The following is a 25496-nucleotide window of genomic DNA, read 5'->3' on the forward strand; positions in this document are numbered from 1 at the left end:
CGCTGAGGTGTTAAGCGGGGGCCCTTCCTATACAAAAGGCGTTAACAAGGGCCCCCGCCTTCTCCTCGGCCGTGGGGCCGTGCGACGTGAGCAGCACGGGGACGCCGAGCGCCTCCTCGACCGTCGTCGGCCAGTCGCGCGGCGCCTCGTCCAGCACCGGGTGCGCCCGCATCAGCCGGTCGGTGAGCGCCGCCTGCCGTTCCAGGTCACCGGGGCTGCCGGGGCCGAGCCGGTCGGTGCCGTCGGCGTAGCGGCGGCAGATCCGCAGGGCCGGGCCGGCCAGGTCGAGGTGGGTCAGGGCCAGCCCGTCCACGCCGCCGGCTACCGCAAGCGCGTACCTGTGGGCGACGGCGTCGAAGTGCCCGAACCGGAACGGGCCCTGCCAGGCGTTCGTCGGGTTGCGCGGGTCGGTGAACGGCAGCGCCGGGTCCTCGGTGACGAGCGGCCCGGGGCCGTGCCGGGTGGTGGTCACCCGCAGCACCCCGAGCCGCTGGGCGGTCCCGGCCATCCCGGCCTCGGCGAGCAGCGTCTCCGCGTTGGCGAACGTCGTGGTGCTCCACGTCGTGTACGGGTGGAAGCCGTGCCACTCGTCGAGCAGCACCCCCTGCGCCCCCTCGAAGACGCAGGTGCCGGCACGCAGCGCCCCGGCCAGCCAGGTCCGGTCGACGATCGCCACCCGGTCGGCGAAGGCGGCGTACGCGGGCAGGCAGTCGGCGACCGGCGGCGCGTCGAGCGGCCCGAGTTCGGCGGTGAGCCGGTCGCGCAGCGCGGCCAGCCGGCGGCGCAGCACCGCCGGCCGGCGGCAGTCCGCCACCCGGGGCGCCTCGTCGGGGTGGGCGAGGCCGTACGCGACGGCCTCGCCCACCCCCAGCCCGCAGGAGCCGTGCCGGTCGGCTCCCCGGGCGATCTCCCGGGCCCGGTTGGCGGCCCGGTGGTACGGGGTGGCCAGCAGCGCCTCCCCGTCCACGGTCATCCGGTCGAGCGCGTCGGGCACCCCGACCGCCGCGAGGTGGTCGGCCTCGGCGGCCAGCGCCAGCGGGTCCACCACCACGTGCCGGGCCAGGTGCGTCCGTACGCCGGGGCGGAACGTCCCGGCCCCGAACTGGGCGAACGTGTGCGCCCGCCCGTCGCGCAGCACGACGTTGTGCGCCGCCTGCGCGCCCCCGTTGAACCGGACGACGGTGTGCACCGGCCGGGTGGCGCAGAGCAGGTCGACGACCGTGCCCTTGCCGGCGTCGCCGTAGCCGAGGTCGACCACCATCACGTGGTTCACAGCCGGGTGACCCCGCCTTCGCCGTCGGTCGGGGTGAACGGCAGCGCCGCCACCGCGCGCCGGTCGCCGCCGAGCCGGGCGAGCGCCCGGGAGACGGTACGGGTGGCGGTCGAGCCGGTCCGGTCCAGGTCGTCCAGGCCGGTGTCCAGGTCGATGGCCTGTTCGCCGAGGCCGACGATGAGCGCGATGGTCTCGCAGACCGCGTTCAGGTCGTCCAACTCGACCGCGTTCTGCCCGAGCAGGCCGCGCCAGAAGTCGAGCACCTTGCGGTTGCCGGCGTGGGCGGCGCCGGCGGGGAGCAGGTGGTAGGTGTCCCAGCGGGCGGTCACCTCGTCGACGACCTGCCGGATCGGCAGGTCCTCGACCTGGCGGTCGCCGATCAGCCTGGCCACCTCCCGCCCCTTCACCCGGGGGTAGGCCAGCTCGTCGCCGATGACGAACAGGTAGCCGCGCCGGCCCCGCTTCGCCCAACTGTCGGTGACCGTGTGCCGGGCCATGAAGTACAGCGCCAGCTCGTACGACTCCATCATCTGGCCGCCCCCGCCGCCTTCCAGCACGATCCGGCCGAGGTCGTCGTCCATCCGGTTGTCGGACTCGAACTGCCCGATCTGCAACGGCACCCGGTCGCAGGTGGCGTCGCCGATCGCACCGAACATGACCTGCGGGTCGCGGGCGTACCCCTGGCGGAGCAGCAGGCCGAGCAGTTGCGGCAGCTTGCCCTGGAGGACCCGGGGCACGTGGCCCATCGAGCCGGTGACGTCGAAGAGCACCGCGATCGGCGTCGACTGCGGGTGTTCGGCGGAGTCGCGGCTTTCCCGCGTCGCGCCGCGCGGGTCGAGCGCGGGGTGCACCGTCCGCGCCCCGCTGTCGCTGTAGGAGAAGGCGCTCCGGCCGGTCTTTCGCCGGTAGCTGTCGGCGGCGTCGTACACGTCGGTGGACCAGATCCCGCTGCCCATGGCAGCCTCCCTAGGGGTTGAGGGTGAAGGGTCGGAAGGTGCGCGGCCCGTAGAGCCGGTGCAGCACCTCGTCGAGTTCGCGGAGCAGCCGCCAGGCGTCGTCGGGCCGGGCGGGCAGCGCCGGCTGCCGGCAGCCGGCGGCGAAGGCGCGCAGCTCGCGCGGCGCGCGGTCGGCCATCAGCCAGGTCAGGCAGCGGGCGGCGAGCGCGATGTCGGTGCCCGGGCCGCATGGCCGCTTTCCGGTGACCTCGGGCGGATACCAGTCGGCCATGCCGGTCACGAGCGCCGGCACCAGCCCGCCCGGCTCGGTGGCGAAGCACCAGTCGACGAGCACCAGGCCGTGCGCGTCCGGCTCGATCAGCACGTTCCGGGGGAGCACCGCGCCGTGCACCACGCCGGCCCGGTGGGCGAGGCCGAGCGCGACAAGCAGCCGCCGCCACATCCAGGCCGCGTCACGCGGGTCGACCCCATCGGGGTACGCCCGGCGCACGTCCTCCAGGCTGCGCAGCCCCGGCACCGTCTCCAGCACGTTGACCAGCAGTTGTGCGCCGGTGGCCGGGTCGCGCACCGGATAGGAGTCGACGAGCCGGGGCACGTACGCGAGGTGCCGTGGGTCCCCGCGCTCGGCGACCCGTCGCAGGGCACGCGCCTCGCGGGCCATCAGATCGTTGTCGCTCGGGTGCCGCGGTGCCTTGAGCTGCCGGTGATAAGCGGGGCCCCCGCCTATACCGGAGGCGTTAAGCGGGGCCCCCTCCTTGCACCTCATCGGAGGAGGGCGGGGTGGAGGAGGCGGGCGGTGCCGGGGCGGTAGAGCTTGGCGCGGGGGCCGCCCCGTGCGCCGCCGCGCTCGGTGCTGGCGCCGGTGGCCTCCACGAAGCCCGGCACGGAGAGCACCTTGCGGTGGAAGTTGCCGGCGTGCAGCGGCTGACCCCAGACCGTCTCGTAGACCGCCCGCAGCTCGGTGATGGTGAACTCGGGCGCGAGGAAGCGGGTGGCGAGCGGGGTGTATTCCAGCTTGGACCGGGCCCGCTCCAACCCGTCGTCGATGATCCGGCCGTGGTCGAAGGCGAGCTGCCGGCCGGCCAGTGCGGTCACCGGCAGCCAGGCCGCGTCGGCGGCGTCGGTGTCGGCGACCGGGTCGGGCAGGTCGGGGGCGAACGCCAGGTGGGCGATCGAGACCACCCGCATGCGCGGGTCGCGGTCGGGCGTGCCGTAGCTGCCGAGCTGTTCCAGGTGCACCCGGCGCAGTCGCTCGCCGCCGAGCCCGGTCTCCTCGGCCAGCTCGCGCCGCGCGCCGGTGGCGAGGTCCTCGTCCGGGCGGACGAAGCCGCCGGGCAGGGCCCAGTGCCCCGCGTAGGGCGGCGCGCCCCGGCGGATCAGCAGCAGGTGCAGCGCGCCGTCGCGGATGGTCAGGGCGACCACGTCGACGGTGACCGCGACCGCCGGGTAGTCCCGGGGGTCGTATCCGGCGAGGAAGTCCTGCTCGTTCACGGCGATTACCTTCTCATCTTGAGAACAACTCAATCTGAGAACAACCTAACGCACGAGAGAGGGGACCGCAAGGTCCCCTCTCGTCAGCGGACGGTGCCGACCAGATGTGGCCGCCCGTCCCGGGCGCCGTGCAGCCCGAAGTCCCAGCCCTCGCCGGTGCGCGACGCGCTGAAGGCCACCGTGGACGGCAGCGGCACCGGCAGCTTGAACGCCACGTCCACGGTGTAGACGTCGGGCAGCCGGGCATCCAGCGCGGCCAGGCAGCGGGCCTTGCTCCACATGCCGTGCGCGATCGGGCGCGGGAAGCCGAACAGCCGCGCGCCGAGCTTCGAGGTGTGGATCGGGTTGTGGTCGCCGGAGACCCGGGCGTAGTCCGTACCCACCCGTGGCGGCACCCGCCACCGCGCGGAGGGGGCCGGCGGCGCGGGGCGGTCACCCCGGTCGCGCCGCGGGCCGCCGCCCGCCGCACGCTCCTTCCCGAGGTACGTCGACACGCCCCGCCACACCTCCTCGCCGCCGACCGAGCCGACGAGCACCACGTCGAGCTGCCGGCCCCGTTCGTGCGGGCGCAGGTTCTCCGCGTACGTCCGGAAGTCGACGACCTCGTCGGCCCGCACCGGCCGGCGCACGGTGATCCGGTTGGCCACGTGCACCACGCCGGTGAGCGGGATCGGGAAGTCGGCGGCGGTCATCAGCCGCAGCGACAGTGGGAACCCGAGCACGTGCAGGTAGGTCGCCGGCAGCCGGTCGGCCAGCCGGAACCCGCACACCCGGTCGTAGTCGGCCAGATGCCCCGGATCCACCCGAACCCCGGCCACCCCCAGCTCGACGGCCGGCAACTCCCGCCCCCGCCGCCGTCCCGTCCCGGGCAGCACCCCCAGCATGGCCCGCCGGTAGAGCGCCCCCGCCGCTGGCAACCGCTCCAGCTCCACCCGCTCCCGCACACCCGGTTCCCGATCGACAGGGTGGGGCGGGGTCAGTGCGGCGGCTCGGGCGGTCGACAGGTCCTGGGTGCGGCCCTCGATCAGGTCGTGCAACGACAGTTCCTCGGCCGGCTCCTCCGGCCGCTGCTCGCGCCGCGCCATCACGCCCCCAGCAGGCTCTGGCCGCAGACGCGGACCACGTTGCCGCTCACCGCGCCGGTCGCCGGCCAGGACAGCCAACCGATCGTCTCGGCCACGTCCACCGGCAGGCCGCCCTGGGCCATGCTGTTCATCCGCCGGCCCGCCTCGCGGATGGTCAACGGGATACGCGCGGTCAGCCGGGTCTCGATGAACCCGGGCGCGACCGCGTTCAGGCTGATCCCGCGCTCGCGCAGCACCGGGCTGAGCGAGTCGACCAGACCGATCACACCGGCCTTGCTCGTCGCGTAGTTGGTCTGCCCCCGGTTGCCGGCGATCCCGGCGATCGAGGAGACCGAGACGATCCGGCCGCCGGCCGGGACCAGGTCGCGCGCCAGCAGCACGTCGTTGATCCGTTCCTGGCTGGACAGGTTCACGTCGATCACCGAGTCCCACCGGTCGGCGTCCATCCGGCCCAACGTCTTGTCCCGGGTGATGCCGGCGTTGTGCACCACCGCGTCCACCCGGCCGTGCCGGGACGCCAGGTGCTCGGCCAGCCGGGTCGGCGCGTCCGGCGCGGTCAGGTCGAGCTGCACCGCGCTGCCGCCGACCGCGTTCGCGACCGTGGCCAGCTCGTCCCCGGCCGCCGGGACGTCAAGCGCCACCACCTGCGCGCCGTCGCGGGCGAGCACCGTGGCCAGCGCCGCGCCGATCCCCCGGGCCGCGCCGGTGACAAGCACCACCTGGCCGTCGAGCGGCCGGTCCCAGTCGGCCGGCGCGACGGCGGTGCCGGCGCCGACCCGGACGACCTGGCCCGAGACGTACGCGGAGCGGCCGGAGAGCAGGAACCGCAGGGTGGACTCCAGGCTCACCGGCGTGCCGGCGTCCCCGTCGCGGGTGACGTACACCAGTTGGGCGGTGACGCCGCGGCCGAACTCCTTGCCGATGCTGCGGGTCAGCCCTTCCAGGGCGCGCTGAGCGGTGGCCTCCCGGGGCGAGCCGCACTCGGCCGGTGGCGTGCCCAGCACGATCACCCGACCGCTGGGCAGCAACGACCGGGCGTGCGGGTGGAAGAAGTCGTACACCTGGCGCAGTTCGGTGGAGTCGGTGACGCCGCTGGCGTCGTACACCAGGGCGGCGAACCGGCTGTCGGCGGTGGCGGCGGCCGGGTCGACCAGCTCGACCCCGGCGGCGGTCAGGACCGTGCCGACCGGCTCGGCGAGCCGGCCGCCGGTGGCGGCGCCGAGCAGGACCGGCCCGGGGACGAGCGGGTCACCAGGCGTGTGCCGGCGCAGTCGGGGCGGGTCGGGCAGCCCGAGGCGCTTGACCAGCGCACGACCGGCCCCCGTCTGGACGAAGCTCGCGTACCTGTCGGTCATGGGCGTAGCCTACTGGTGAGTAGGGTTGGGCAACAGCTTCGAGGAGGCCGATCGTGCAGAGTGTCCGGCGGGTCGCGGTGATCGGCGGCAACCGCATCCCCTTTGCCCGATCCAACTCGCGTTATGCGCACGCGTCGAACGCCGACATGCTCGGCGCGGCGCTCGACGGGCTGGTCGCCCGGTTCGGGCTCGCCGGCGAGCGACTCGGCGAGGTGGTGGCCGGCGCGGTGCTCAAGCACTCCCGGGACTTCAACCTCACCCGCGAGGTGGTGCTCGGCTCCCGGCTCGACCCGCACACCCCGGCGTACGACGTCCAGCAGGCGTGCGGCACCGGGCTGGAAGCCGCCATCCTGGTCGCCAACAAGATCGCCCTCGGGCAGATCGACGCCGGCGTCGCCGGTGGCGTCGACACCACCTCCGACGCGCCGCTGGCCGTCAACGAGGACATGCGCCGCACGTTGATCCAGCTCAACTCCGCCCGGACCCTCGGCGAGCGGCTGAGGCTGGCCGCGAAGCTGCGCCCGCACCAGCCGTTCAAGCCGGAGATCCCGCGCAACGCCGAGCCGCGTACCGGGCTGTCGATGGGTGACCACGCCGCGGTGACGGCGCTGCGCTGGAACGTCGACCGGGCCGCCCAGGACGAGCTGGCGCTCCGCTCGCACCAGCGGCTCGCCGCCGCGTACGAGCAGGGGTTCTTCGACGACCTGATGACCCCCTACCTGGGGCTGACCCGCGACCAGAACCTCCGGCCGGACACCACGCTGGAGAAGCTCGGCTCGCTCAGGCCGGTCTTCGGCACCACGGGTCCGGACGCCGAGCGGGCCACCATGACCGCCGGCAACTCCTCGCCGCTCACCGACGGCGCGTCCACGGTGCTGCTCGCCTCGGAGGAGTGGGCGCGGGCGCACAACCTGCCGGTGCTCGCCTGGTTCTCCTGGTCCGAGACGGCCGCCGTCGACTTCGTGCACGGCGACGAGGGGCTGCTGATGGCCCCCGCGTACGCGGTGCCCCGGATGCTGGCCCGGGCCGGGCTCAAGCTTGAGGACTTCGACTACTACGAGATCCACGAGGCGTTCGCGTCGCAGGTGCTGGCCACCCTCGCCGCCTGGGAGTCGCCGGAGTTCTGCACGGAGCGCCTCGGCCTGGACGCGCCGCTCGGGTCGATCGACCGGGACAAGCTCAACGTCAACGGCTCGTCGCTGGCCGCCGGGCACCCGTTCGCCGCCACCGGCGGCCGGATCGTCGCCACGCTGGCCAAGCTGCTCGACCGCAGGGGCAGCGGGCGCGGGCTGATCTCCATCTGCGCGGCCGGCGGGCAGGGCGTGACCGCGATCCTGGAACGCTGAGAAGGGCGACGCCCGCCCGACGTTCTGCCGGGCGGGCGTCATTCGGCTCATCCGCCGAGGGTGAACTTCTCCCAGGCGCCGATCGTGGTGCGGTTGGCGATCAGCGGCTTGTTGCCGCCGCTGTCGGCCGAGACGAAGCGGCTGTTGACCGTCGCCTTGAGGCTGGTGGTGCCGTCCGCGTTGCGGGTGAGGGTGAAGCCCTCCCAGGCGCCGGCGCTGGTGCGGTTGGCGATCAGCGGCTTGTCGCCGGCGCTGTCCGCGGTGACGATCAGCCGATTCGCCCAGGCCAGCAGCGCCACCTTGCCGCCGCCGAGGTCGAGCACGTCGAACCGCTGCGCGGCGCCCACGCTGGTGGCGCTGGCGATCAGCGGCTTGACGGTGGCGCTGTCGGCGGTGACGAAGCGGCTGTTGGCGCCCGCCTTCAGGGTCCGTCCCGCGTTGGCGACGTCCACACGGTAGAACTTCTGGTCGGCGCCGATGCTCTTGGCGTCGGCGACGAGCAGGACGGTCGGGTTGGCGGTCGCCGTCACGTACCGGCCGCTGGCCACCGACCGCAGGCTGACGCTGCCGTCCGCGTTGCGGACCAGCGTGAACCGCTCGGTATTGCCGACGAGCACCGTCTGGTAGGTCAGCGCGGCCACACCCGCGGTGTCGGCGGTCAGGTAGCGGCCGGCCGCGCGGACGAACAGGGCGACCGTGCCGTTGCCCGCGTCGGCGAGGTCGAACTGGGCGGTCGGGCCGAGGTCGGGTCGGTTCGCGGCGAGCGTCGGCCACGACGGCGGGCTGTTGCCCGGGGAGACGTAACTCAACGAGGAGAGCGCGAGCAGGCCGACGGTGCCGGTCCGAGGCAGCACGCTCACCTGCTGCGTCCGTACGTCCGTCCGGCCGTCGGTCCCGGTCACGCGCACCGAGACGGCGTACGTGTTCCGGCTGGCGTACCGGTGCGTGGCAGCCGGTGTGTCCTGGGTGACGACCGTGCCGTCGCCGAAGTCGAACCGGTAGGTGGCGACCGGTACGACGCCCGGCACCGTGGTCGAGGCGTCGACGGTGACCGAGCCGGTGTCGAGATCCGGCGTCAGGGTGAACCGGGCGTCCGGGGCACGTACCGTCTCGATCGGGCCCCGGTCGGCCCAGGGCGTCGGACCGGCACCGGTGTTCGGCACCGCCGGGTCATCCACCCGCGCGGTGCCGTTCCGGTCGGTCGCCGGGTAGCCCGGCGCGGCCGAGTTGGCCGAGTCGTGACCACCCGACGGACCGGGGGTGTCCAGGTCGTGTGCGCCCTGCCCGGAGGCGGCGCGGAACGCGGCCAGACCCGTCCGGGTGCCGTTCCAGTCGTAGATCGTCGGGAAACCCGGGGTGTAGAGGTCGACGAGGTTGTAGTCGACGACGGTGTCGGCGGTGGCGTCGGCCGCGACCGCGATCTGCGCCGCGTTCAACGACATCTGCGAGCAGCCGCCGCCGGACCGGGACTTGCCGAGCACGTTGTTCTGCACCGAGACGCCGGTGGAGCCGCCGTCGACGCGGATGCCGTCGAGGCAGCGGTCCTCGATCGCGTTGTTCGTGATCGCGGTGCCGGTGGCGCCGGCGTTGTGGATGCCGTAGCCGGTGCCCTCGCCGATCTGGTTGTTCGCCACGGTCGTTCCCCGTGCGCCGGCGGCGATGCTGACGGCGGCGCCGGTGAAGCGACCGACGGAACTGTTGACGATCACGTTGTCGGCACCCTCGACCCGGATACCCACGCTCTGTTCGAGGGTGTCGTTCGCGGTTCCGGAGACGTTCACCGCCGACAGGCGTACGCCGGACGTGGTGCCGTCGAGCAGGACGCCGACGGACGGCAGGCCGCCGGAGACGAAGGAACGGCTGATGGTCGAGTCGGTGACGCCGGAGAAGCGGACGGTCGGGCCGGCCGGGCTGCCGGTCACGGTGAAACCGCCGTCCTCGACCGCGATCCGGCTGGCGTCGCGAACGTCGAGGGCGGGGTTCTCGGCCGCGCCGGGGACCTGGATCCGCTGGATTGTGACGTCGTGCTGGCCGTCGATGGTGATCCCGGCCGCTGGACCGATGAGCTGGGCGCTCGTGGAGGTGCGGAAGACGATGGGCGCGTCGGGCGTGCCGGATCGGGTGATGGTGACGTGCTCCCGGTAGACGCCGCCGCTGATCTCGACCGTCTGGCCCGGTGACACCACCGACGCGGCGGCGTTGATCGAGCAGAACGGTTGGTCGTAGCTGCCGGGGCCGGTGTCCGAGCAGGTCGGCGCCGAGGGCCGAACATAGAGGGCGTCGCCGGCGGCCAGCGCGGCACCGCCGAGTGTGAGCAGGGAACCGCTGGTCAGCGCGGTCGCGGTGAGCCCGGCGAGGAGGGTTCTGCGCATGTGGGTCCTCATGGAGGAAGTGGACGGCCCGGATCGGGACCGCCACGAATCATCGCTGCCGCCCACCCGTTCCGCGGCCCCGATCGGCGCAACGGACAAAGGTGGTCACGCACCGGGTGATAGCCCAATCATGGAGCTAAGCGGACAAAACCCGCCCGCCCCGCGCGGTCTCACGCCTCGGGCGGCGGCACCGCCGATGGGACGAGTCGGACGGTGGCCCCTTCGGGCAGGCCGACCGAAGGCTCTATGTGCCACTCGTCGGAGCCCTGGAAGCCCAACTCCACGAGTCGTCGTGACACCCGCGTCGGGCTGAGGCCGGTGACGTCGGCACCGATCACGAGGCGCGCGAGGGTGAGGTCCTCCGCCGGATCCATCCAAGGGTGCTGGCCGTCGAGGGACTGGCTGACGAGCACGGTGTCTTCGGCCGAGATGTAATCCGGCAGCATGTGCGCGGGTGCCGCGTGGCCGAACTCGCGGAGACGTTCCGCTACCCGGGCCGGAGTGAGGCCGGTGCGGTGCGCGGCACCGACGAGGTGCCCGACCTCCACCTGCCGCTCCACGTCGAGCCAGGGGTGCACACCGTCGAGCTGCCGGCTGAGAATGATCAGATCCGCCGGGGTGACGCCGTCGGGCGGCAGGTCCGGCCGGGTGGTGAAGCCGAAGCGCCGGAGCCGTTCATGCACCTGGGCGTGGGTGAGTCCGGTCCGTCTCGCGCCGAGCAGGACGTGGCCCGGTGGGACGACGCTGGTCCCGTCCAACCAGGGCGGGTCTCCGTCCAGGTCGCGGCTGAGCAGACCGACGTCGGTAAAGGTGACAGCGTCCGGGAGCGACACCGCCGGGATGAGGTAGCCGTACTCCGCGAGCCGCGCCGCCACCTGGGCGGGAGCCAGCTCGAGCCGCATGGCCGCAGCGGTGAGATGGGAGGGCAGGACGGTGGAGGCCGGGTCCAGCCACGGATGCCGCCCGTCGAGATCTCGACTGAGGAGCACGAGGTCGTGCTCGCCCATCGTGTCGGGAAAGGTCTCTCCGACGAGCCGGTAACCGAGTTGCTTCAGCCGTTCGGCGGTCTTGCCGGGGCTCAGCCCGCTGCGTTCGGCCACCTCGATCAGCGTGTGGGGCGGCAGCGGCCCCGACGCGTCCAGCACCGGGCCGGGAGCCGAAGAGCCGAAGCGGCGGGCGCGGGCGGCGGCCCTTCCGAAGGGGCGCGTCATCGCCTGGCCCGAGCCGGCCGCCAGATCGTCGGAACCGCACAGCAGCTTGATCTCCGCCTCGACCGCCAGGTCGGCCCGAGGCGGGACCGTCGCGGCGTACCCGAGCCGGCGCAGCCGGTCCACGACGTCCTCGACCGGGATGCCGGCCACGAACGCGGCGACGACGACGTGCCCACCGGAAACGGTCGCGCCGGGCCGGAGCCACGGGCTCAGGCCGTCCAGATGAAAGCTCGCGACGAGGAAATCGACCGGGTCCAGACCGCCGGCCGGCGCGTCCCGCACGGTGAAGCCGAGCCGGCGGAGCCGGTCGGCTGCCAGGTCGGCGTCCACGCCCGCCTTCGCCGCCGCTGTCACCAGGTGCGGGACCGCCACCTCGTCGGCCTGGTTCAACCAGGGCCCCTTCCCATCGATGTCTCGGCTCAGCAGCAGTCGATCGACCAGGCTCGTCGGGTCGGGCAGTTCGTGCCGGGGGGCCGGATAGCCGAGTGCCACGAGTCGCTCGACGACCGCCGGAAGGAACGGGCCGAGGGTGGTGGCCGCTGCGAGGAGGTGGCCGATCGGGACCGGCTGGGTCGGATCCAGCCAGGAGCGACTGCCCTCGCCGTTCTGGGTGAGGATCGAGTCGCTCGGTTTCGCCCGGATGATGCTTCCGTGCGACACCGTCAGCTCGGAGCCGTGGAGGCCGGCGGCGATCCAGGCGACCAGGCGCCAGATCCCGACCGGCTGGCTCAGGTCGGCGACTTCTCCGGCCATCCGATCCGTGGCGAGGCGCCTGGTCGGCGCGATCGGGAGGACCGACATCGCCGCGTCTGGTGGGTAGCAGCCGACGGTGAGTAGCTCGTCCGTCAGGGCGCTCCCGGGCCAGGACGTGCGGCCCGCCCGGAGCGCCAGCTCGAACACCTCATCCGCCACCATCGGTTCGCGCTTGGTGAGTTCCGCGAGCCAGTGGTGGCTGAACAGCGGACTGTCGGCGGCGCCCGCGGCTCCGGCGGCCTCCCGCAGGAGATCGGTAATCTCCTGCGACTGGTCGTCAAGCATCTGCGTCCGGTTGACCGACAGCCGCGGCGCGCGCCTGCCGTAGAGGTTGACCACGGCGGTGAAGGCCGCTTCCTGAAGCCAGATGCCGTCCCCGAGGACCGCGCCGGGACGATTGCACCACCACACCGGATGTGGCTCCGACCCGACCACGATCGGCTCCGGGCGTGGTGCCCGGTCGGTATCCTCTTCCGCCTCCAGCAGGTTGCGGTCGCCCAACGGGGCGATCGTCGACAGCCGTCGCGGCTCCCACACCGCGACCTTGTCGTCGTGTGTCACCGTGGTGCGAAACTCGGCCACCCAGAGAAACCGTCGCAGGAAGTCCGCGCTGGAGAGCTTTTCGGTGTCCTTCCTGAGATAGAGCCGGACCCTCGTGCCGGCCTCCGGCCCCGGGCCGGTGTCGCGAATCCGGAAGAGGTTGCCCGGTCCGGCGATGGACACCCGGAGGCGGCTACCGGGACGACCCTCCTGACCGAACCGGCAGGTCTCCACGGTGATCTCGTCGGCGAGCATGAAGTAGCTCAGCACGCCGACGCCGAACCGGCTGTTGGGGAAGAAGACGATCGGCGGGTCCAGGCGCGCCCACCGGGACTGCTCCTCCACGAACTCGGATGTCTCGACGAAGCGCGTTCCGGCCTGGGAGAAGACATCGGTCAGCTCGCGGACACCCATCCCCACGCCGTTGTCGGTGCACTCCAGGTAGGGGCGTCCCTGGCCGTCCCTACCCTGGACGAAGTCGATCCGGCCCTCCCACGCGGGAGTCGGCCGGCCGGTCCGGTTCACGTACCCGTTGCGGGCGGCGCGGTACCGGCAGGCGTCCAGCGCGTTCTGATAGAGCTCCCGGATGGCCAGGAGCGGATCGCCGTAGAGCTGCTCGCCCATGAGCAGCTCCTGGATCCTGTCCTCGGCGAGATGGAACCGCACGCCGGCGGACTGGTAGGCCCGACCGTCCGGCCCTTCGCTCGGGCGGATCTGGTCCGCCGAGGCGTGCGCCGGCAGGGCGGAGAGCGGATGGAGGTGCGCGTCCTCGGCGGCGGCGTCCTGGATTTCGACCAGGAGCGTGTCGAAGAACTCGACGTGGGCCCGCAACGCGATCTCGATGGCGGGGTGGGCGCAGGTGGTGCGCAGGACGCGGACCGGCCCACGGGACTCCCATTCCACCGAGTCGATGGAGGCGTGCAGATCCTCGGGTGTCACCGGATCACTGATCCCCATGTGCTCGACCACCACCTCCGGCAGGGCGGCGGCCTCGACGGCCATGGCGCGGCCCGCGGCGAGCAGGTAGGCGACCAGTCGTTCCCGCACCGGTTGCTCCTCGGCGGTCCCCGCGCCGACCGTGCAGCGGCTCTGTAGCCGCCCCGGTCGGTCGGTGCGGGTCAGGAAGCCGGAGCCACCACGCAGGCTCCGGAGCAGTTCGATCACCCGAGGCTGCTCGAAGACCCGCCCGGACAGGTGCGACGAGGCGACCCCGAGCGGGATCAACTCCGAGACGTCGGCGTCCGGGCGGGTCAGGGACTGCCGGGCGATCCATCGGTGAAGCAGCCACCACCCGACCTGACCGGCGACGTCGGAGTCCCGTGCCCGCCCGTGCAACCGGCGCCACAGCCGGGGGAAGCTCTGCGCGAAACGGCGGTAGGAGTCGCTGTCGGCGTCCCGGCGTTCCGGCGCGGGCCAGTTGGTCGGATCGACGTGCGCGGCCCGGGCGGCGCGCAGCGCCCAGAAGGTGTCGTACAGGTATGGGCCGGCGACCAGCAGCGCGGCCTCGGCCGCGGACAGGTGCAGCTCGCCGCCCGGGGCCGTGGCGGGAAATGCCGGGAGGCTCGTCAGGAACTCGACCCGCCGGCCGATGCGCGTGGCGAGGTCCGGCTCGTGCCACGGATCCCGGGCGAGATCCCGCGCGGCCTCCCGGCGCAGTCGCACCAGGTGTTCGACGAGGCTGACGGTGGAGTTACGGAGTTCCTCGCTGTTCAGCGCCGGCGCGACCAGGTCCCAGGCCCGGTGGGACTGCGCCTGGGTGACCCAGTCGAACGAGCGCTGCGTCGACCGGCGCGACGAGAGCGGGAACGGCGTGATCGTCGTGCGGTCCGGATGGGCGTGGGCGGTCTGGACCCGGCGGTCGTGCGCCGCCGCCAGTTCCCGCATCTGCTCGTTGACCGCGCCGACGAGATCCTCCAGGGTGCGGCCGGTCTGACCGTTGACCAGAACCTGCTGCAACGCGCGGGAGAAGACGCTGAAGGAGTCACCGGCGCCGGGCACGAACTGCGCCTTCTCGCCGGGGCCGCAGGCGAACAGGAAGGCGATCCGCTGATGCGCCACGTGGCTGATCCGACCTGTGCTCCACCGCCGTAGCTCCAGCGCCATGGACTCCTGGTCGAACCCCTCACGGCAGGCGTCCACGACGAAGACCACCTGCCCGGCCCGGCTCCGCTCGACGGCGCCCGCCCAGTAGTTCAGGGGAACCATCGACTCGGTGAGCGGAATCCGCAGATCGGCCTCGGACGGCACCAGAAAGTCGACTCCGCCCGTGTGGGCGCCGTGCCCGCTCAGGTAGATGAGCAGGTTGTCGCCCAGACGGGCGTTGTCCAGGAACTGCGTGACCTCGGCGCAGATCTTCGGCCGGCTGATCCGGCCACCGTCGAGGGTGCGGACGCGGTACCCGTTCTCCTCGAGAGCCACGCTCAGGGCGCCGATGTCGTTGGTGACGAAGGGCAGCGGCAGGATCTGCGGGTCGTCGTACTCCGCGACGCCGAGAAGGAGGGCACGGAAGGCGGCCACGGTGGCTACTCCCGGAACGTCAGCGTGACCGTGCCCTTGGAGCCGATCTCGGTCGTACCGACCAGGTTCAGGCCACCCTTGGCCGACACCTCGAAACTGAACTGCGCCTCGGCGAGCCGGAGCCGCCCGGTCTCCTCGGCCACCTCGTCGAAGACCGTGCGGAGCGCGGCCACCGTGTGCCGGACGCTCTCCCGGAGAACGGCGATCGGAATGTGCCGGACCGCCACCTCGCGTTCGCCCTTCCGGAACAGCCCCATGGTGTCCGGGTCGTCCGACACCTCCACGGACACCAGAAAGGGCAGTGTGTCGACATCGATTGCGGGGTGCGACATCGGCGACGCCTTCCCGATCGGGGATCATTGACGGAGGGCGGACAGCATATCCGTGGAATTCGCGCTCCAGCGCCACTGTCGCATCGTCGACATCGGGCCGGCGCGGTCGCCGGAGCCGGCCTGATGCCTCCCGGCCGGAGGCGTACGAAAGAATGTGGGCCGTGACGACGATCCCGAACGTGCTCGCCAACCGCTACGCCTCACCGGAGCTGGTCGCCCTGTGGTCGCCGGAGGAGAAGGTCCGGATGGAGCGCCGGCTCTGGCTGGCGGTGCTCCGGGCCCAGCGGGACCTCGGCGTGCCGGTGCCGGACGGGGTGGTCGAGGCGTACGAGCGGGTGGTCGACGACGTCGACCTGGCCTCGATCGCGGCGCGCGAGCGGGTCACCCGGCACGACGTGAAGGCCCGGATCGAGGAGTTCAGCGCGCTCGCCGGGTACGAGCACGTGCACAAGGGGATGACCTCCCGCGACCTCACCGAGAACGTCGAGCAGCTCCAGATCCGGGCGTCGCTGGAGCTGATCCGGGACCGGGTGGTCGCCACCCTGGCCCGGCTCGCCTGGCACGCGGGGGAATACTCCCCGCTGGTGCTGACCGGCCGGTCGCACAACGTCGCCGCGCAGGCCACCACGCTGGGCAAGCGCTTCGCGTCGGCCGCCGAGGAGCTGCTGATCGCGTACGAGCGGTTGGCGGACCTGATCGGCCGCTACCCGCTGCGTGGGATCAAGGGTCCGGTGGGCACCGCCGCCGACCAGCTCGACCTCTTCGACGGTGACGCCGGCAAGGTGGCCGAGCTGGAGCGTCGGGTGGCCGGGCATCTCGGGTTCGGCCGGGTGCTGGACAGCGTCGGCCAGGTCTATCCGCGCTCGCTCGACTTCGACGTGCTCGCCGCGCTGGCGCAGGTGGCCGCCGCGCCGTCGTCGCTCGCGACCACGATCCGGCTGATGGTGGGTCAGGAACTGGTCACCGAGGGCTTCAAGCCGGGGCAGGTCGGCTCCAGCGCGATGCCGCACAAGATGAACACCCGTTCCTCGGAGCGGGTGAACGGCTTTGCGGTGATCATCCGGGGTTACCTGTCGATGGTCGGCGAGCTGGCCGGGGACCAGTGGAACGAGGGCGACGTGTCGTGCTCGGTGGTGCGGCGGGTGGCGTTGCCGGATGCGTTCTTCGCCGCCGACGGCCTGTTCCAGACGTTCCTCACCGTGCTCGACGAGTTCGGCCCGTACCCGGCGGTGATCAACCGGGAACTGGAGCGCTTCCTACCGTTCCTGGCCACCACGAAGATCCTGGTCGCCGCCGTACGCCGGGGCGTCGGCCGCGAGGTCGCGCACGAGGTGATCAAGGAGCACGCGGTGGCCGTGGCGCTGGCCATGCGGGAGCAGGGTGCGACCGAGAACGACCTGTTCGACCGCCTGGCCGCCGACGGCCGCCTGAACCTGACCCGCTCCGCGATCGACGCGCTGGTCGCCGACCGCAGCACCTTCACCGGCGCCGCCGACGATCAGGTGACCCGGGTCAACGTGAGAGTCACCGAGATCGTCCGTTCCCACCCCGAGGCCGCCACCTACTCCCCACCCCCCATCCTCTGACCCCACCCCCGCGCGCCTCCCGCACTGATTCACGGAAAGAGTGGTCTTCCGCGCTCGATAGCCACTCTTTCCGTGAATCAGCGGGCAGGAAGGGCAGGGGAGGGGGTCTAGGGGCCGGTGGGGGTTTCGGCCGCCGAACTCAGGTTGGGGGCGCTCGCCGGCTCGGCGATGCCGCCGGGGGCGGTGGCGATCTCCGGCTCGTGGGCGGTCTCGGCGGCGATCATCGGCTGGTCCGGCGGCATGATGTCGGGCGTCCTCGGCACCACGATCACCGCCGTGCCGTACGCGCAGATCTCCATCCACATCTCGCCGCAGTCGCGGCTGTCGAAGCGCATGCCGATGACCGCGTTCGCGCCGAGACGCTGCGCCTCCTCGCCGAGCCGGGCCACCGAGTCGGTGCGCCAGCGGGTGAGGTTGTCCGGGGCCATCGGGTCGTAGGCGCCACCACGCAGATTCTTGACCCCCTCGCGGTACGGGTTGCGCGTCCTCGCCATCGAGGAGACCACCTCGCCGAGGATCTGGCGGATCTCGTAGCCGGGCAGTTGATCCGTCGTCACGACCAGCACGGTTCCGATGCTGTCAGTCGTCGGCGGGGGTGGTTCGCGTGCCGTGTGCACCTGATCGGATGCTGCGAAACGGGGCGGCGCGGACGGCCGGGTGGCTCCCGGCCCATCCGCGCCGCGACGGTGGAAACCGTCAGACACCGGCCACCGAGGTGATCCAGGCCCTGTTGTACGCGACACTGCCGTAGTTCTGGATGCTGGAGCCGTCGGCGGTGGACGCCACTCCGACCTGCCGGCCGTTGTAGAACTCCGGGCCGCCCGAGTCGCCGCGCCAGGCGTTGCCGTTGACCCGGGTGCTCCGGATCGCCTGGCCGCCGTACGCGTCGCTGACGCTCGTGCTCGTCACCCGGACGTTCGCGGTCTTGAGCTGGGGCGACGCGCCGCACCCGCTGTAGCAGGTCATGCCCCAGCCGTAGATCGAGTTGGTGGAGCCGACCGGCGGGTTGCTGCTGGCGAGCGAGACGGTGGAGGTGCTGACCGTGCTGGAGAGCCGGAGCAGGGCCAGGTCGTAGCGGGTGTAGGAGGCGCTCACGGTGCGGGTGACGCCGCCCGAGGCGTAGTAGACGCTGCCGACCCGGACGGACATGCTGCCGCTGACGCAGTGCCGGGCGGTGAGCACCCACTGGGAGGCGATCACGCTGCCGGAGCAGGTGAACGAGCCGTTGCTGAAGACGGCCGCGGCCCATGGCGCGGACGAGACGGTGCCACCGCCGATGATCGGCTGCGGTCCGGCCGGGGCGGCGCCGGCGCCGGACGCCGTGGCCAGTACGCCGGCGAGGGCGGTGGTCAGCACGGCGAGCAGGGAACGGAGGCGCATTCGGGCTCCTTCTGCCTGGACACCCGGGGTCGCCGGGTGCGGATCGGGCCCGCCGGGCGGGGTGGACCGACGGGAACGTCGATAAGTGGCATCGACATCTGGCGATGCATGCTAAGGGAGCGCCGGGCCGTGTCGCCACATAGCAATTGGTAGATATCGATGATGTGAGGTGCGCCGCGGGGCGGGACGGGGCTCTGTCGGAAACTGGTTCCGTCGCGTGGTGAAGCAGAGCAAAATGCCTGGTGGGAGGCGTTGTGTGCGAGCGGGGAGCGGCTCGCCGGGCAACGAATACGTATCGACGCCGCAACGAACGCGCAACGGTCTCCGGTCCGCGCCGGGAGTCCCACCCGCCACCGCCCGAACTGGCGACGGCCGGTGCGGGCCGGACCGCATCTGCCAGGTAGGCTGGCTGCGCTCGGCCGTTTGTGGGCCGGCACCCAACTGCGTACACAGTCAGGAGTGCCCCGTGCCTCGCGTCGTAGTCGACGTCATGCTCAAGCCCGAGATCCTCGATCCGCAGGGCCAGGCCGTCGCGAACGCGCTGCCCCGGCTCGGCGTCAGCGACGTCGCCTCGGTTCGGATCGGCAGGCGGATCGAGATCGAGTTCGCCGGCGAACCGGACCTCGACCGGGCCCGTGAGATCGCCGACAAGTTGCTCGCCAACCCGGTCATCGAGGACTTCGCCGTCCGCGTGGACACCTCCGACGAGACCGCGGGCGCCCACTCGTGACCGCCCGGGTCGGTGTGGTGACCTTTCCCGGCTCGCTCGACGACGGGGACGCGGCCCGGGCCGTCCGGCTCGCCGGCGCCGAGTCGGTCCGGCTCTGGCACGGCGACCCGGACCTGCACGGGGTGGACGCCGTCGTCCTGCCCGGCGGCTTCTCCTACGGCGACTACCTGCGCTGCGGGGCCATCGCCCGGTTCGCGCCGGTGATGGAGACGATCGTCGAGGCCGCCCGCGGTGGCCTGCCGGTGCTCGGCATCTGCAACGGCTTCCAGATCCTCTGCGAGGCGCACCTGTTGCCCGGGGCGCTCACCCGCAACCAGCACCTGCACTTCCGCAACCGGGACCAGGTCCTCCGGATCGAGGCCACCGGCACCGCGTGGACCAACGCGTTCCAGCCGGGCCAGGAGGTGCTGATCCCGGTCAAGAACGGCGAGGGCTGCTACGTCGCCGACGCCGCGACGCTGGACCGGCTGGAGGCCGAGGGTCGCGTCGTCGCCCGATACCTCGGCGGCAACCCGAACGGATCGCAGCGTGACATCGCCGCGATCACCAACGAGGCCGGCAACGTCGTCGGCATCATGCCGCACCCCGAGCACGCGGTGGAGGCGCTCACCGGCCCCTCCCTGGACGGCCTCGGCTTCTTCACCTCGGTGCTCAAGCACCTGGTGGGAGCCCCCGCGTGATGATGGCCGGCACCATCGGTCGGCTCACCCGCCGTCGCGGCGGCGAGCGCAGCAAGGAGACGTCATGACCACCCATCCGGATCCGACCCTGCCCCAGGCGCAGGGCGTGGCGCCGCAGGCCGGCCCGACCGACGACTGGGCGCCGGGCGTGGACACCGTGCAGCGCGCCGGCGGCACGCCGGAAGAGCTTCAGCCGTACGCCGAGCTGGGCCTCCGCGACGACGAGTACGACCGGATCCGGCACATCCTCGGCCGCCGGCCCACCCAGGCCGAGCTGGCCATGTATTCGATCATGTGGAGCGAGCACTGCTCCTACAAGTCGAGCAAGGTGCACCTGCGCCAGTTCGGCGAGAAGGCGCCGCCGAGCGACCGGCTGCTCGCCGGCATCGGGGAGAACGCCGGCGTGGTCCGGGTCTCCGACGAGCTGGCGGTCACCTTCAAGGTCGAGTCGCACAACCACCCGAGCTTCGTCGAGCCCTACCAGGGCGCGGCGACCGGCGTCGGCGGCATCGTCCGCGACATCCTCGCCATGGGCGCCCGCCCGGTGGCCGTGATGGACCCGCTGCGCTTCGGCGCGGCCGACCACCCGGACACCGCCCGCGTGCTGCCCGGCGTGGTGGCCGGCGTCGGCGGCTACGGCAACTGCCTCGGCCTGCCCAACATCGGCGGCGAGGTGGTCTTCGACCCCTGCTACCAGGGCAACCCGCTGGTCAACGCCCTCTGCCTGGGCGTGCTGCCGGTCGACCGGCTGCAGAAGAAGGACGCCACCGGCCCCGGCAACGTCGTGGTGCTGATGGGCGCCAAGACCGGCCGGGACGGCATCGGCGGCGTCTCGGTGCTGGCCAGCGCCACCTTCGACGAGGGCAGCGAGCAGCGCCGCCCGTCCGTGCAGGTGGGCGACCCGTTCATGGAGAAGCTGCTCATCGAGGCGTGCCTGGAGCTGTACGACGCCGAGCTGGTGGTCGGCATCCAGGACCTCGGCGGCGCCGGCCTGACCTGCGCCCTCACCGAGACCGCCGCCTCCGCCGGCACCGGCATGCGGGTCTGGTTGGAGCGGGTGCCGCTGCGCGAGCCGTCGATGGAGCCGCACGAGATCCTGGCCAGCGAGTCCCAGGAGCGGATGCTGCTGGTGGTCACGCCGGAGAAGCTGGAGGCGGTGCTCAAGACCGCCGAGAAGTGGGGCGTCTGGGCCACCGCCATCGGCGAGGTCACCGCGCCGTCGCCGGACGGCCGGCCGGGCCGGCTGGTCATCACCTGGCGCGACCAGCTCGTGGTCGACGTGCCGCCGGGCTCGCTCGTCGACGACGGTCCGGTCTACGCCCGCCCGATGCGTGAGCCGGCCGACCTGATCCTGCTCCAGGCCGACCGGGCCGAGACGCTGCCCCGGCCGGGCACCCCGGACGCGCTCCGGGAGACCGTGCTGCGCATGATCGCCTCGCCGAACCTGGCCGACAAGACGTGGGTCACCGAGCAGTACGACCGCTACGTGCTCGGTAACACCGTGCTCGCCCAGCCGGAGGACTCGGGCGTGATCCGGATCGACGAGCGGACCGGCCTGGGTGTCGCCCTCTCCGTCGACGGCAACGGCAGGTACGCCCGCCTCGACCCGTACCACGGGACGAAGCTGGCGCTGGCCGAGGCGTACCGGAACGTGGCGGTGACCGGCGCGAAGCCGATCGCGGTGACCAACTGCCTCAACTTCGGCTCGCCGGAGGACCCGGGCGTGATGTGGCAGTTCGCCGAGGCCGTGCGCGGCCTGGCGGACGGCTGCCTGGAGCTGGGCATCCCGGTCACCGGCGGCAACGTCAGCTTCTACAACCAGACCGGCGCGGCGGCCATCCACCCGACCCCGGTGGTCGGCGTGCTGGGCGTGCTCGACGACGTCGCCGAGCGGGTGCCGATGGGCTTCGTGCCCCGCCCGGCCGGCGACCACGACCAGCTCTTCCTGCTGGGCGAGACGCACGTCGAGCTTTCCGGCTCCGAATGGGCCTGGGTGACCCACGAGCACTTGGGCGGCATCCCGCCGCAGGTGGACCTGGCCCGGGAGCGGCAGCTCGCCGAGCTGCTGGCCGAGGCCGCCCGGGTCGGGCACCTCAGCTCGGCGCACGACCTCTCCGACGGTGGGCTGGCCCAGAGCCTGGTCGAGTCCACCCTGCGCCGTGGCGTCGGCGCGCAGATCGCGCTGCCGGAGCAGTTCGCCGAGGGCTCGATGCCGTTCGTCTTCCTGTTCAGCGAGTCCGCCGGCCGGGTGCTGGTGTCGGTGCCGCGTGGGCACGAGAAGGCGTTCACCGCCCTCTGCGCCGAGCGGGGGGTGCCGTGGGAGGTCATCGGCGTCACCGACCCGACCGGCGGGGCACTTGAGGTGCGCGGCCAGTTCCGGATCGACCTGAACGAGCTGCGCGAGGTGCACGGCGCGACGCTGCCGCGTCTCTTCGGCGACGCCGAGGTGGCGCGGGTGGAGGTGGCGTCGACCCGTACCGGCACCGCCACCGTGCTGCCGGCGACCGCCGAGCGGCCGGTCGGGGTGGACCCGGCCCGGGTCGACGCGGAGCCGATCGCCAAGGCCGGTTCGGAGGCCGAAGCGCCTGGTGGACCGGCCCCGGCTCAGGCCGCGGACGGGTCGGCTCAGGCCCGGGCCGAGGCGGCGACCGGTGGATCCGTTCCGGCGGCGACCGAGGCGGCGTCGGCCGGCTCCGCTCCGGCCGGGGACGCGGGTACGTCCGAGGCGGAGTCCGCCCCGGACGCCGACCGCCCCGCTTCCGGTGAGCCGGACCAGCGCTGAGGCCCTGGCCTTGGCCGTCTTCGCCCAACCCGGGGCCGGCGCCCGGTTCGACTGGGGGTTGACCGGGGCGGCGGAACTCGGCCGGGTCTGCGCCGCCCTGGTGGTGGTGGACGTGCTCTCGTTCACCACCGCCGTGGAGGTGGCGGTGAGCCGTGGCTCGCGGGTGCACCCGTTCCCCTGGGGCGATCAGGCCGCGGAATACGCCCGCCGGGTCGGTGCCGTCGCCGCCGTGGGGCGTCGGAAGACAACACCGGAGCATCCGTGGTCGCTCTCCCCGGCGGCACTGCGAGCCGCGCCGGTGGCCGCCGACCTGGTGCTGCCGTCGCCGAACGGTTCGGCGATCAGCGCCGCGGCGAGCGCCACCGGCACGCCCGTGGTCGCGGCGTGCCTGCGCAACGCACGCGCCGTCGGGCGATGGCTGCGCAATCAGGGGTATGGCACGAACGACGCCCCGGTGGGCGTGGTGGCCGCCGGGGAGCGCTGGCCCGACGGGTCGTTGCGTCCCTGCGTGGAGGATCAACTCGGGGCGGCCCTCGTGCTGGACGCGCTGGCCGGGGTGCCCGGTGGACTCTCGGTGGAGGCGGCCATGGCGCTTGCCGCGCTGGCCAGCACGCCCGACGTCCCGGCGGCGGTCCGGGGTTGCGTCTCCGGCCGGGAACTCGCCGAGGGCGGTTTCGCCTCCGACGTCGAGATCGCCACCGAGGTAGGTGTCTCCGACGTGGTGCCGGTGCTCCGCCGGGGCTACTTCACCGCCGCCTGAGCGCCGCCCCCGCCCCGGTTTCGTCCGGTCTGCGGGTGACGGCGTCGATCTTGGACTTGTGGTGCCAGGAAATATCCGGCTCGTGCCGATATCGGAGGTGCCACAACTCCAAGATCGGCGAGGACTGGCGACAGCGGAAATGCGGGTATGCGCGGAACGCATACCGCAACGCCGCTGAGCGGCTTGAATGGTTAGGCTCGATTTCTGACCCAGCCACTCGCGCGGAGCGAGGTCGCCGGTGACACACGCCAACTGCCCCCGCTGCGGCGGACGCCTGGCTCGCGACAACGACAGTGGACGCTGCGCGCCCTGTCAGGCCGCCGAGCGGGACCGGTTGAGCGCCCCGCCGGTGGTGCCGGCGTTGTTCTGGGAGCACGAGCCGGTACGCGCGGCGCTGGCCGGACGGCATCTCGGTCGGGCGATTCGCGCGTATCGGAATCACCCCTACCAGGGGAGGAACCCACTGCCGCAGAGCGTGGTGGCGGGGTGGCTGGGGATCACGCAGGCACAGTTGAGCCGGGTGGAGAACGGACCGCCGATCGTTCACCTGGATCGCCTCATCCACTGGGCGCGGCTGCTCCGGATTCCGTCGCCGTACCTGTGGTTCAGCCTGCCCGACCAGCCGCCCGCCAGGCCGAGCACGGATGCCGAGCGACCGGACCACGAGTCGGTCGCGACACTGGAGACAGCCGGGGCGGCGAACCCGCCGATCCTGGCGGATGCCGCGACACCGGCATCGGAGCGAGGAGGTGGCACCACGGACCGCCGACAGTTTCACGCCCTGGCCGCACTTGCCGGCATAGCCGCGACGGGCTTCCCTGACCTGCTTTCCGGCCCGGTCGACGCACCTCGGAGCGTCGGCATGGAACAGGTACGCTACGCCGGCTCGTTGGTGGGGCAACTCCGCCAGGCCGACGCGGTCGCGGGCGCCGACCAGCTCTACGACATCGCCGTTCGGGTCCATTCACACCTGTCGTCGTGGGCCACGAAGGCCACCTACAGCCGGGAGGTCGGCGACGCACTGCAGACCGCGTTGGCCGACCTGGCGATAGAGACCGCCTGGCTGGCCATCGACTCCGACCGTCGGCCGCTGGCGCGGCCGTACCTCAACGAGGCGATCACCCGGGCCCGCATCGCCGACGATCCGCGCATGGAGGTCCGCGCCTTCGCTCAGCTCGCGCTGCTCGTTCGGGACGACCGTCCCGGCGAGTCGTTGCACAGCGCGGAAGCGGCGGTACGTGCCTCGGCCGGGTGGGGCACGCCGAGGCTGGCGACCCTGCTCCACCTGCGCACCGCGCGCGCGAACGCGGCACTGGGGGATGCGGGCGGCTTCAGCCGGGCGATGACCAAGGCCCGCCGCGAGTTCGAGCGCGGCACCAGCGAGGACGACATGCCATTCCTTCACTTCGTCACCGCGCAGGAGGTCCAGGGCATCGAAGGGCTGTCGTATCTCGCGATGGGCCGGGCTGATCGTGCCGCGGACACGTTCCGCGCGATCACCGAGAACATCCCCCCGGCGCTGCGCCGGAACCGGATCTACTACACGGTCCAACTCGCCGACGCGCAGTGCCGGCTCGGCGACGTCAACGGGGCCGCACAAACGGCGATGGATGTCCTGCCCGAACTGGGCCAGGTGAGTTCCGGGCGGGTGTGGCGCCACCTCGCCCAGGTCAGGTCGAGCCTGGGGCAGGCCCAGCGACCGACCGCCACGAGCCGCACGTTCCTCGACGCCTACGACCAGGTGGTGAGCCGGTAGTGGGGGGACTGGACCTGCGTCACCACACCGCGGCCGAGGCGGCTCCGCTCGTCGACGACCTCGTCGCCCTCTACCTCCAGGTGTACGTGGGCGGCGGCGAGTTCCACAGCGAGGACCGCTACCGACGCCAGCTCGCCGCCCACATGTCACGCGACGGGTGGAGCCTGGTCACCGCCACGGCCGGCGCGGAACTGGCCGGATACATCTACGGCTTTCCCCTGCCCGCCGAGACCGGGTGGTGGGCGGGAATCGAGCAACCCGTACCGTCCGGGTTCGTCGCGGAGACGGGACGACGTACCTTCGCCGTCAGCGAACTGCTCGTGCAACCGCGGTGGCGGCGTCAAGGCGTGGCGCGAGCGCTGCACGACCAACTTCTCAGCCGCCGTGCGGAGGATCGCGCCACCCTTCTCGTGGATCCGGAGAACAGCGTCGCTCGACGCGCCTACGACTCCTGGGGGTGGCGGCACGTCACTTATCTGACGCCGTCCTGGGATGACGCGCCAAGGTTCATGGTCCTGGTCCGGCAGCCCGTTCACGCCGAACCGCGAGCCTGACGACGATGGCCGCCCCGTGATTGCGGGGCGGCCATCG

19 protein-coding genes are annotated in these 25496 nt (G+C 72.5%); 8 read left to right on the top strand and 11 right to left on the bottom strand.

Annotation, left to right across the window (positions count from 1 at the left end):
- Nucleotides 1–10 precede the first annotated feature (10 nt).
- The 6 genes from O7619_RS04655 to O7619_RS04680 form a co-directional block, all read right to left on the bottom strand.
- Nucleotides 11–1273, bottom strand: a complete 1263-nt coding sequence (locus O7619_RS04655) for an adenylosuccinate synthetase (RefSeq protein WP_282285912.1) — start codon at nt 1271–1273, stop codon at nt 11–13.
- On the bottom strand, nt 1270–2229 hold the full coding sequence (locus tag O7619_RS04660; protein WP_282285913.1) for a hypothetical protein: 960 nt from the start codon (nt 2227–2229) through the stop codon (nt 1270–1272). Before O7619_RS04660 ends, O7619_RS04655 begins: the two co-directional genes overlap by 4 nt.
- A gap of 10 nt (nt 2230–2239) precedes the next feature.
- Nucleotides 2240–2890 carry a serine/threonine protein kinase gene (locus tag O7619_RS04665; RefSeq protein ID WP_282285915.1) on the bottom strand — a complete coding sequence of 217 codons (651 nt, stop codon included), beginning with the start codon at nt 2888–2890 and terminating at the stop codon, nt 2240–2242.
- 101 nt (nt 2891–2991) lie between these two features.
- Entirely contained in the window at nt 2992–3726 is a 735-nt protein-coding gene (locus O7619_RS04670; RefSeq protein WP_282288666.1) for an NUDIX domain-containing protein, read from the bottom strand.
- A 77-nt stretch (nt 3727–3803) separates the two neighbouring features.
- A complete protein-coding gene (locus O7619_RS04675; protein ID WP_282288667.1) occupies nt 3804–4805 on the bottom strand; it encodes a MaoC/PaaZ C-terminal domain-containing protein in 1002 nt (333 codons plus the stop codon).
- On the bottom strand, nt 4805–6160 hold the full coding sequence (locus O7619_RS04680; protein ID WP_282285916.1) for a 3-oxoacyl-ACP reductase: 1356 nt from the start codon (nt 6158–6160) through the stop codon (nt 4805–4807). The genes O7619_RS04675 and O7619_RS04680 overlap by 1 nt, the downstream gene beginning before the upstream one ends.
- A 53-nt stretch (nt 6161–6213) precedes the next feature.
- Here O7619_RS04680 and O7619_RS04685 point away from each other — a divergent pair, with 53 nt between their 5' ends.
- Nucleotides 6214–7506, top strand: a complete 1293-nt coding sequence (locus tag O7619_RS04685) for an acetyl-CoA C-acetyltransferase (protein WP_282285918.1) — start codon at nt 6214–6216, stop codon at nt 7504–7506.
- Between the two features lie 47 nt (nt 7507–7553).
- Here the strand turns inward: O7619_RS04685 and O7619_RS04690 are convergent, their stop codons facing one another.
- The 3 genes from O7619_RS04690 to O7619_RS04700 form a co-directional block, all read right to left on the bottom strand.
- Nucleotides 7554–9878, bottom strand: coding sequence for a right-handed parallel beta-helix repeat-containing protein (locus O7619_RS04690; RefSeq protein ID WP_282285920.1), 2325 nt, complete (start codon nt 9876–9878; stop codon nt 7554–7556).
- Nucleotides 9879–10048: 170 nt separating this feature from the next.
- The gene (locus O7619_RS04695) at nt 10049–14899 is read right to left on the bottom strand and encodes a caspase family protein (RefSeq protein ID WP_282285922.1); all 4851 of its coding nucleotides are present in this window, start codon (nt 14897–14899) and stop codon (nt 10049–10051) included.
- Nucleotides 14900–14904: 5 nt separating this feature from the next.
- Nucleotides 14905–15231 carry a hypothetical protein gene (locus O7619_RS04700; protein ID WP_282285924.1) on the bottom strand — a complete coding sequence of 109 codons (327 nt, stop codon included), beginning with the start codon at nt 15229–15231 and terminating at the stop codon, nt 14905–14907.
- Nucleotides 15232–15392: 161 nt separating this feature from the next.
- Between O7619_RS04700 and purB the strand changes: the two genes are divergently transcribed.
- Complete coding sequence (purB, locus tag O7619_RS04705) at nt 15393–16817, top strand: adenylosuccinate lyase (protein WP_282285925.1); 1425 nt, start codon at nt 15393–15395, stop codon at nt 16815–16817.
- 107 nt (nt 16818–16924) lie between these two features.
- Here the strand turns inward: purB and O7619_RS04710 are convergent, their stop codons facing one another.
- Nucleotides 16925–17383, bottom strand: coding sequence for a YbjQ family protein (locus O7619_RS04710; RefSeq protein WP_282285927.1), 459 nt, complete (start codon nt 17381–17383; stop codon nt 16925–16927).
- Nucleotides 17384–17513: 130 nt separating this feature from the next.
- Entirely contained in the window at nt 17514–18197 is a 684-nt protein-coding gene (locus O7619_RS04715) for a DUF1986 domain-containing protein (RefSeq protein WP_282285929.1), read from the bottom strand.
- Between the two features lie 466 nt (nt 18198–18663).
- Here O7619_RS04715 and purS point away from each other — a divergent pair, with 466 nt between their 5' ends.
- The 6 genes from purS (at nt 18664) to O7619_RS04745 (ending at nt 25459) form a co-directional block, all read left to right on the top strand.
- On the top strand, nt 18664–18927 hold the full coding sequence (gene purS, locus O7619_RS04720) for a phosphoribosylformylglycinamidine synthase subunit PurS (protein WP_282285930.1): 264 nt from the start codon (nt 18664–18666) through the stop codon (nt 18925–18927).
- Entirely contained in the window at nt 18924–19607 is a 684-nt protein-coding gene (gene purQ / locus O7619_RS04725) for a phosphoribosylformylglycinamidine synthase subunit PurQ (RefSeq protein ID WP_282285931.1), read from the top strand. The genes purS and purQ overlap by 4 nt, the downstream gene beginning before the upstream one ends.
- Nucleotides 19608–19671: 64 nt before the next feature.
- Nucleotides 19672–22389 (top strand): phosphoribosylformylglycinamidine synthase subunit PurL, encoded by a 2718-nt coding sequence (gene purL / locus O7619_RS04730; RefSeq protein WP_282285932.1) that lies wholly within the window; start codon nt 19672–19674, stop codon nt 22387–22389.
- 10 nt (nt 22390–22399) lie between these two features.
- Nucleotides 22400–23149, top strand: coding sequence for a 2-phosphosulfolactate phosphatase (locus O7619_RS04735; protein ID WP_282285934.1), 750 nt, complete (start codon nt 22400–22402; stop codon nt 23147–23149).
- A gap of 352 nt (nt 23150–23501) precedes the next feature.
- Nucleotides 23502–24905, top strand: a complete 1404-nt coding sequence (locus tag O7619_RS04740) for a helix-turn-helix transcriptional regulator (RefSeq protein WP_282288669.1) — start codon at nt 23502–23504, stop codon at nt 24903–24905.
- The gene (locus O7619_RS04745; protein WP_282285935.1) at nt 24905–25459 is read left to right on the top strand and encodes a GNAT family N-acetyltransferase; all 555 of its coding nucleotides are present in this window, start codon (nt 24905–24907) and stop codon (nt 25457–25459) included. The genes O7619_RS04740 and O7619_RS04745 overlap by 1 nt, the downstream gene beginning before the upstream one ends.
- Nucleotides 25460–25496: the final 37 nt, after the last annotated feature.

The organism is Micromonospora sp. WMMD998 (assembly GCF_029581235.1).
GTDB lineage: Bacteria > Actinomycetota > Actinomycetes > Mycobacteriales > Micromonosporaceae > Micromonospora.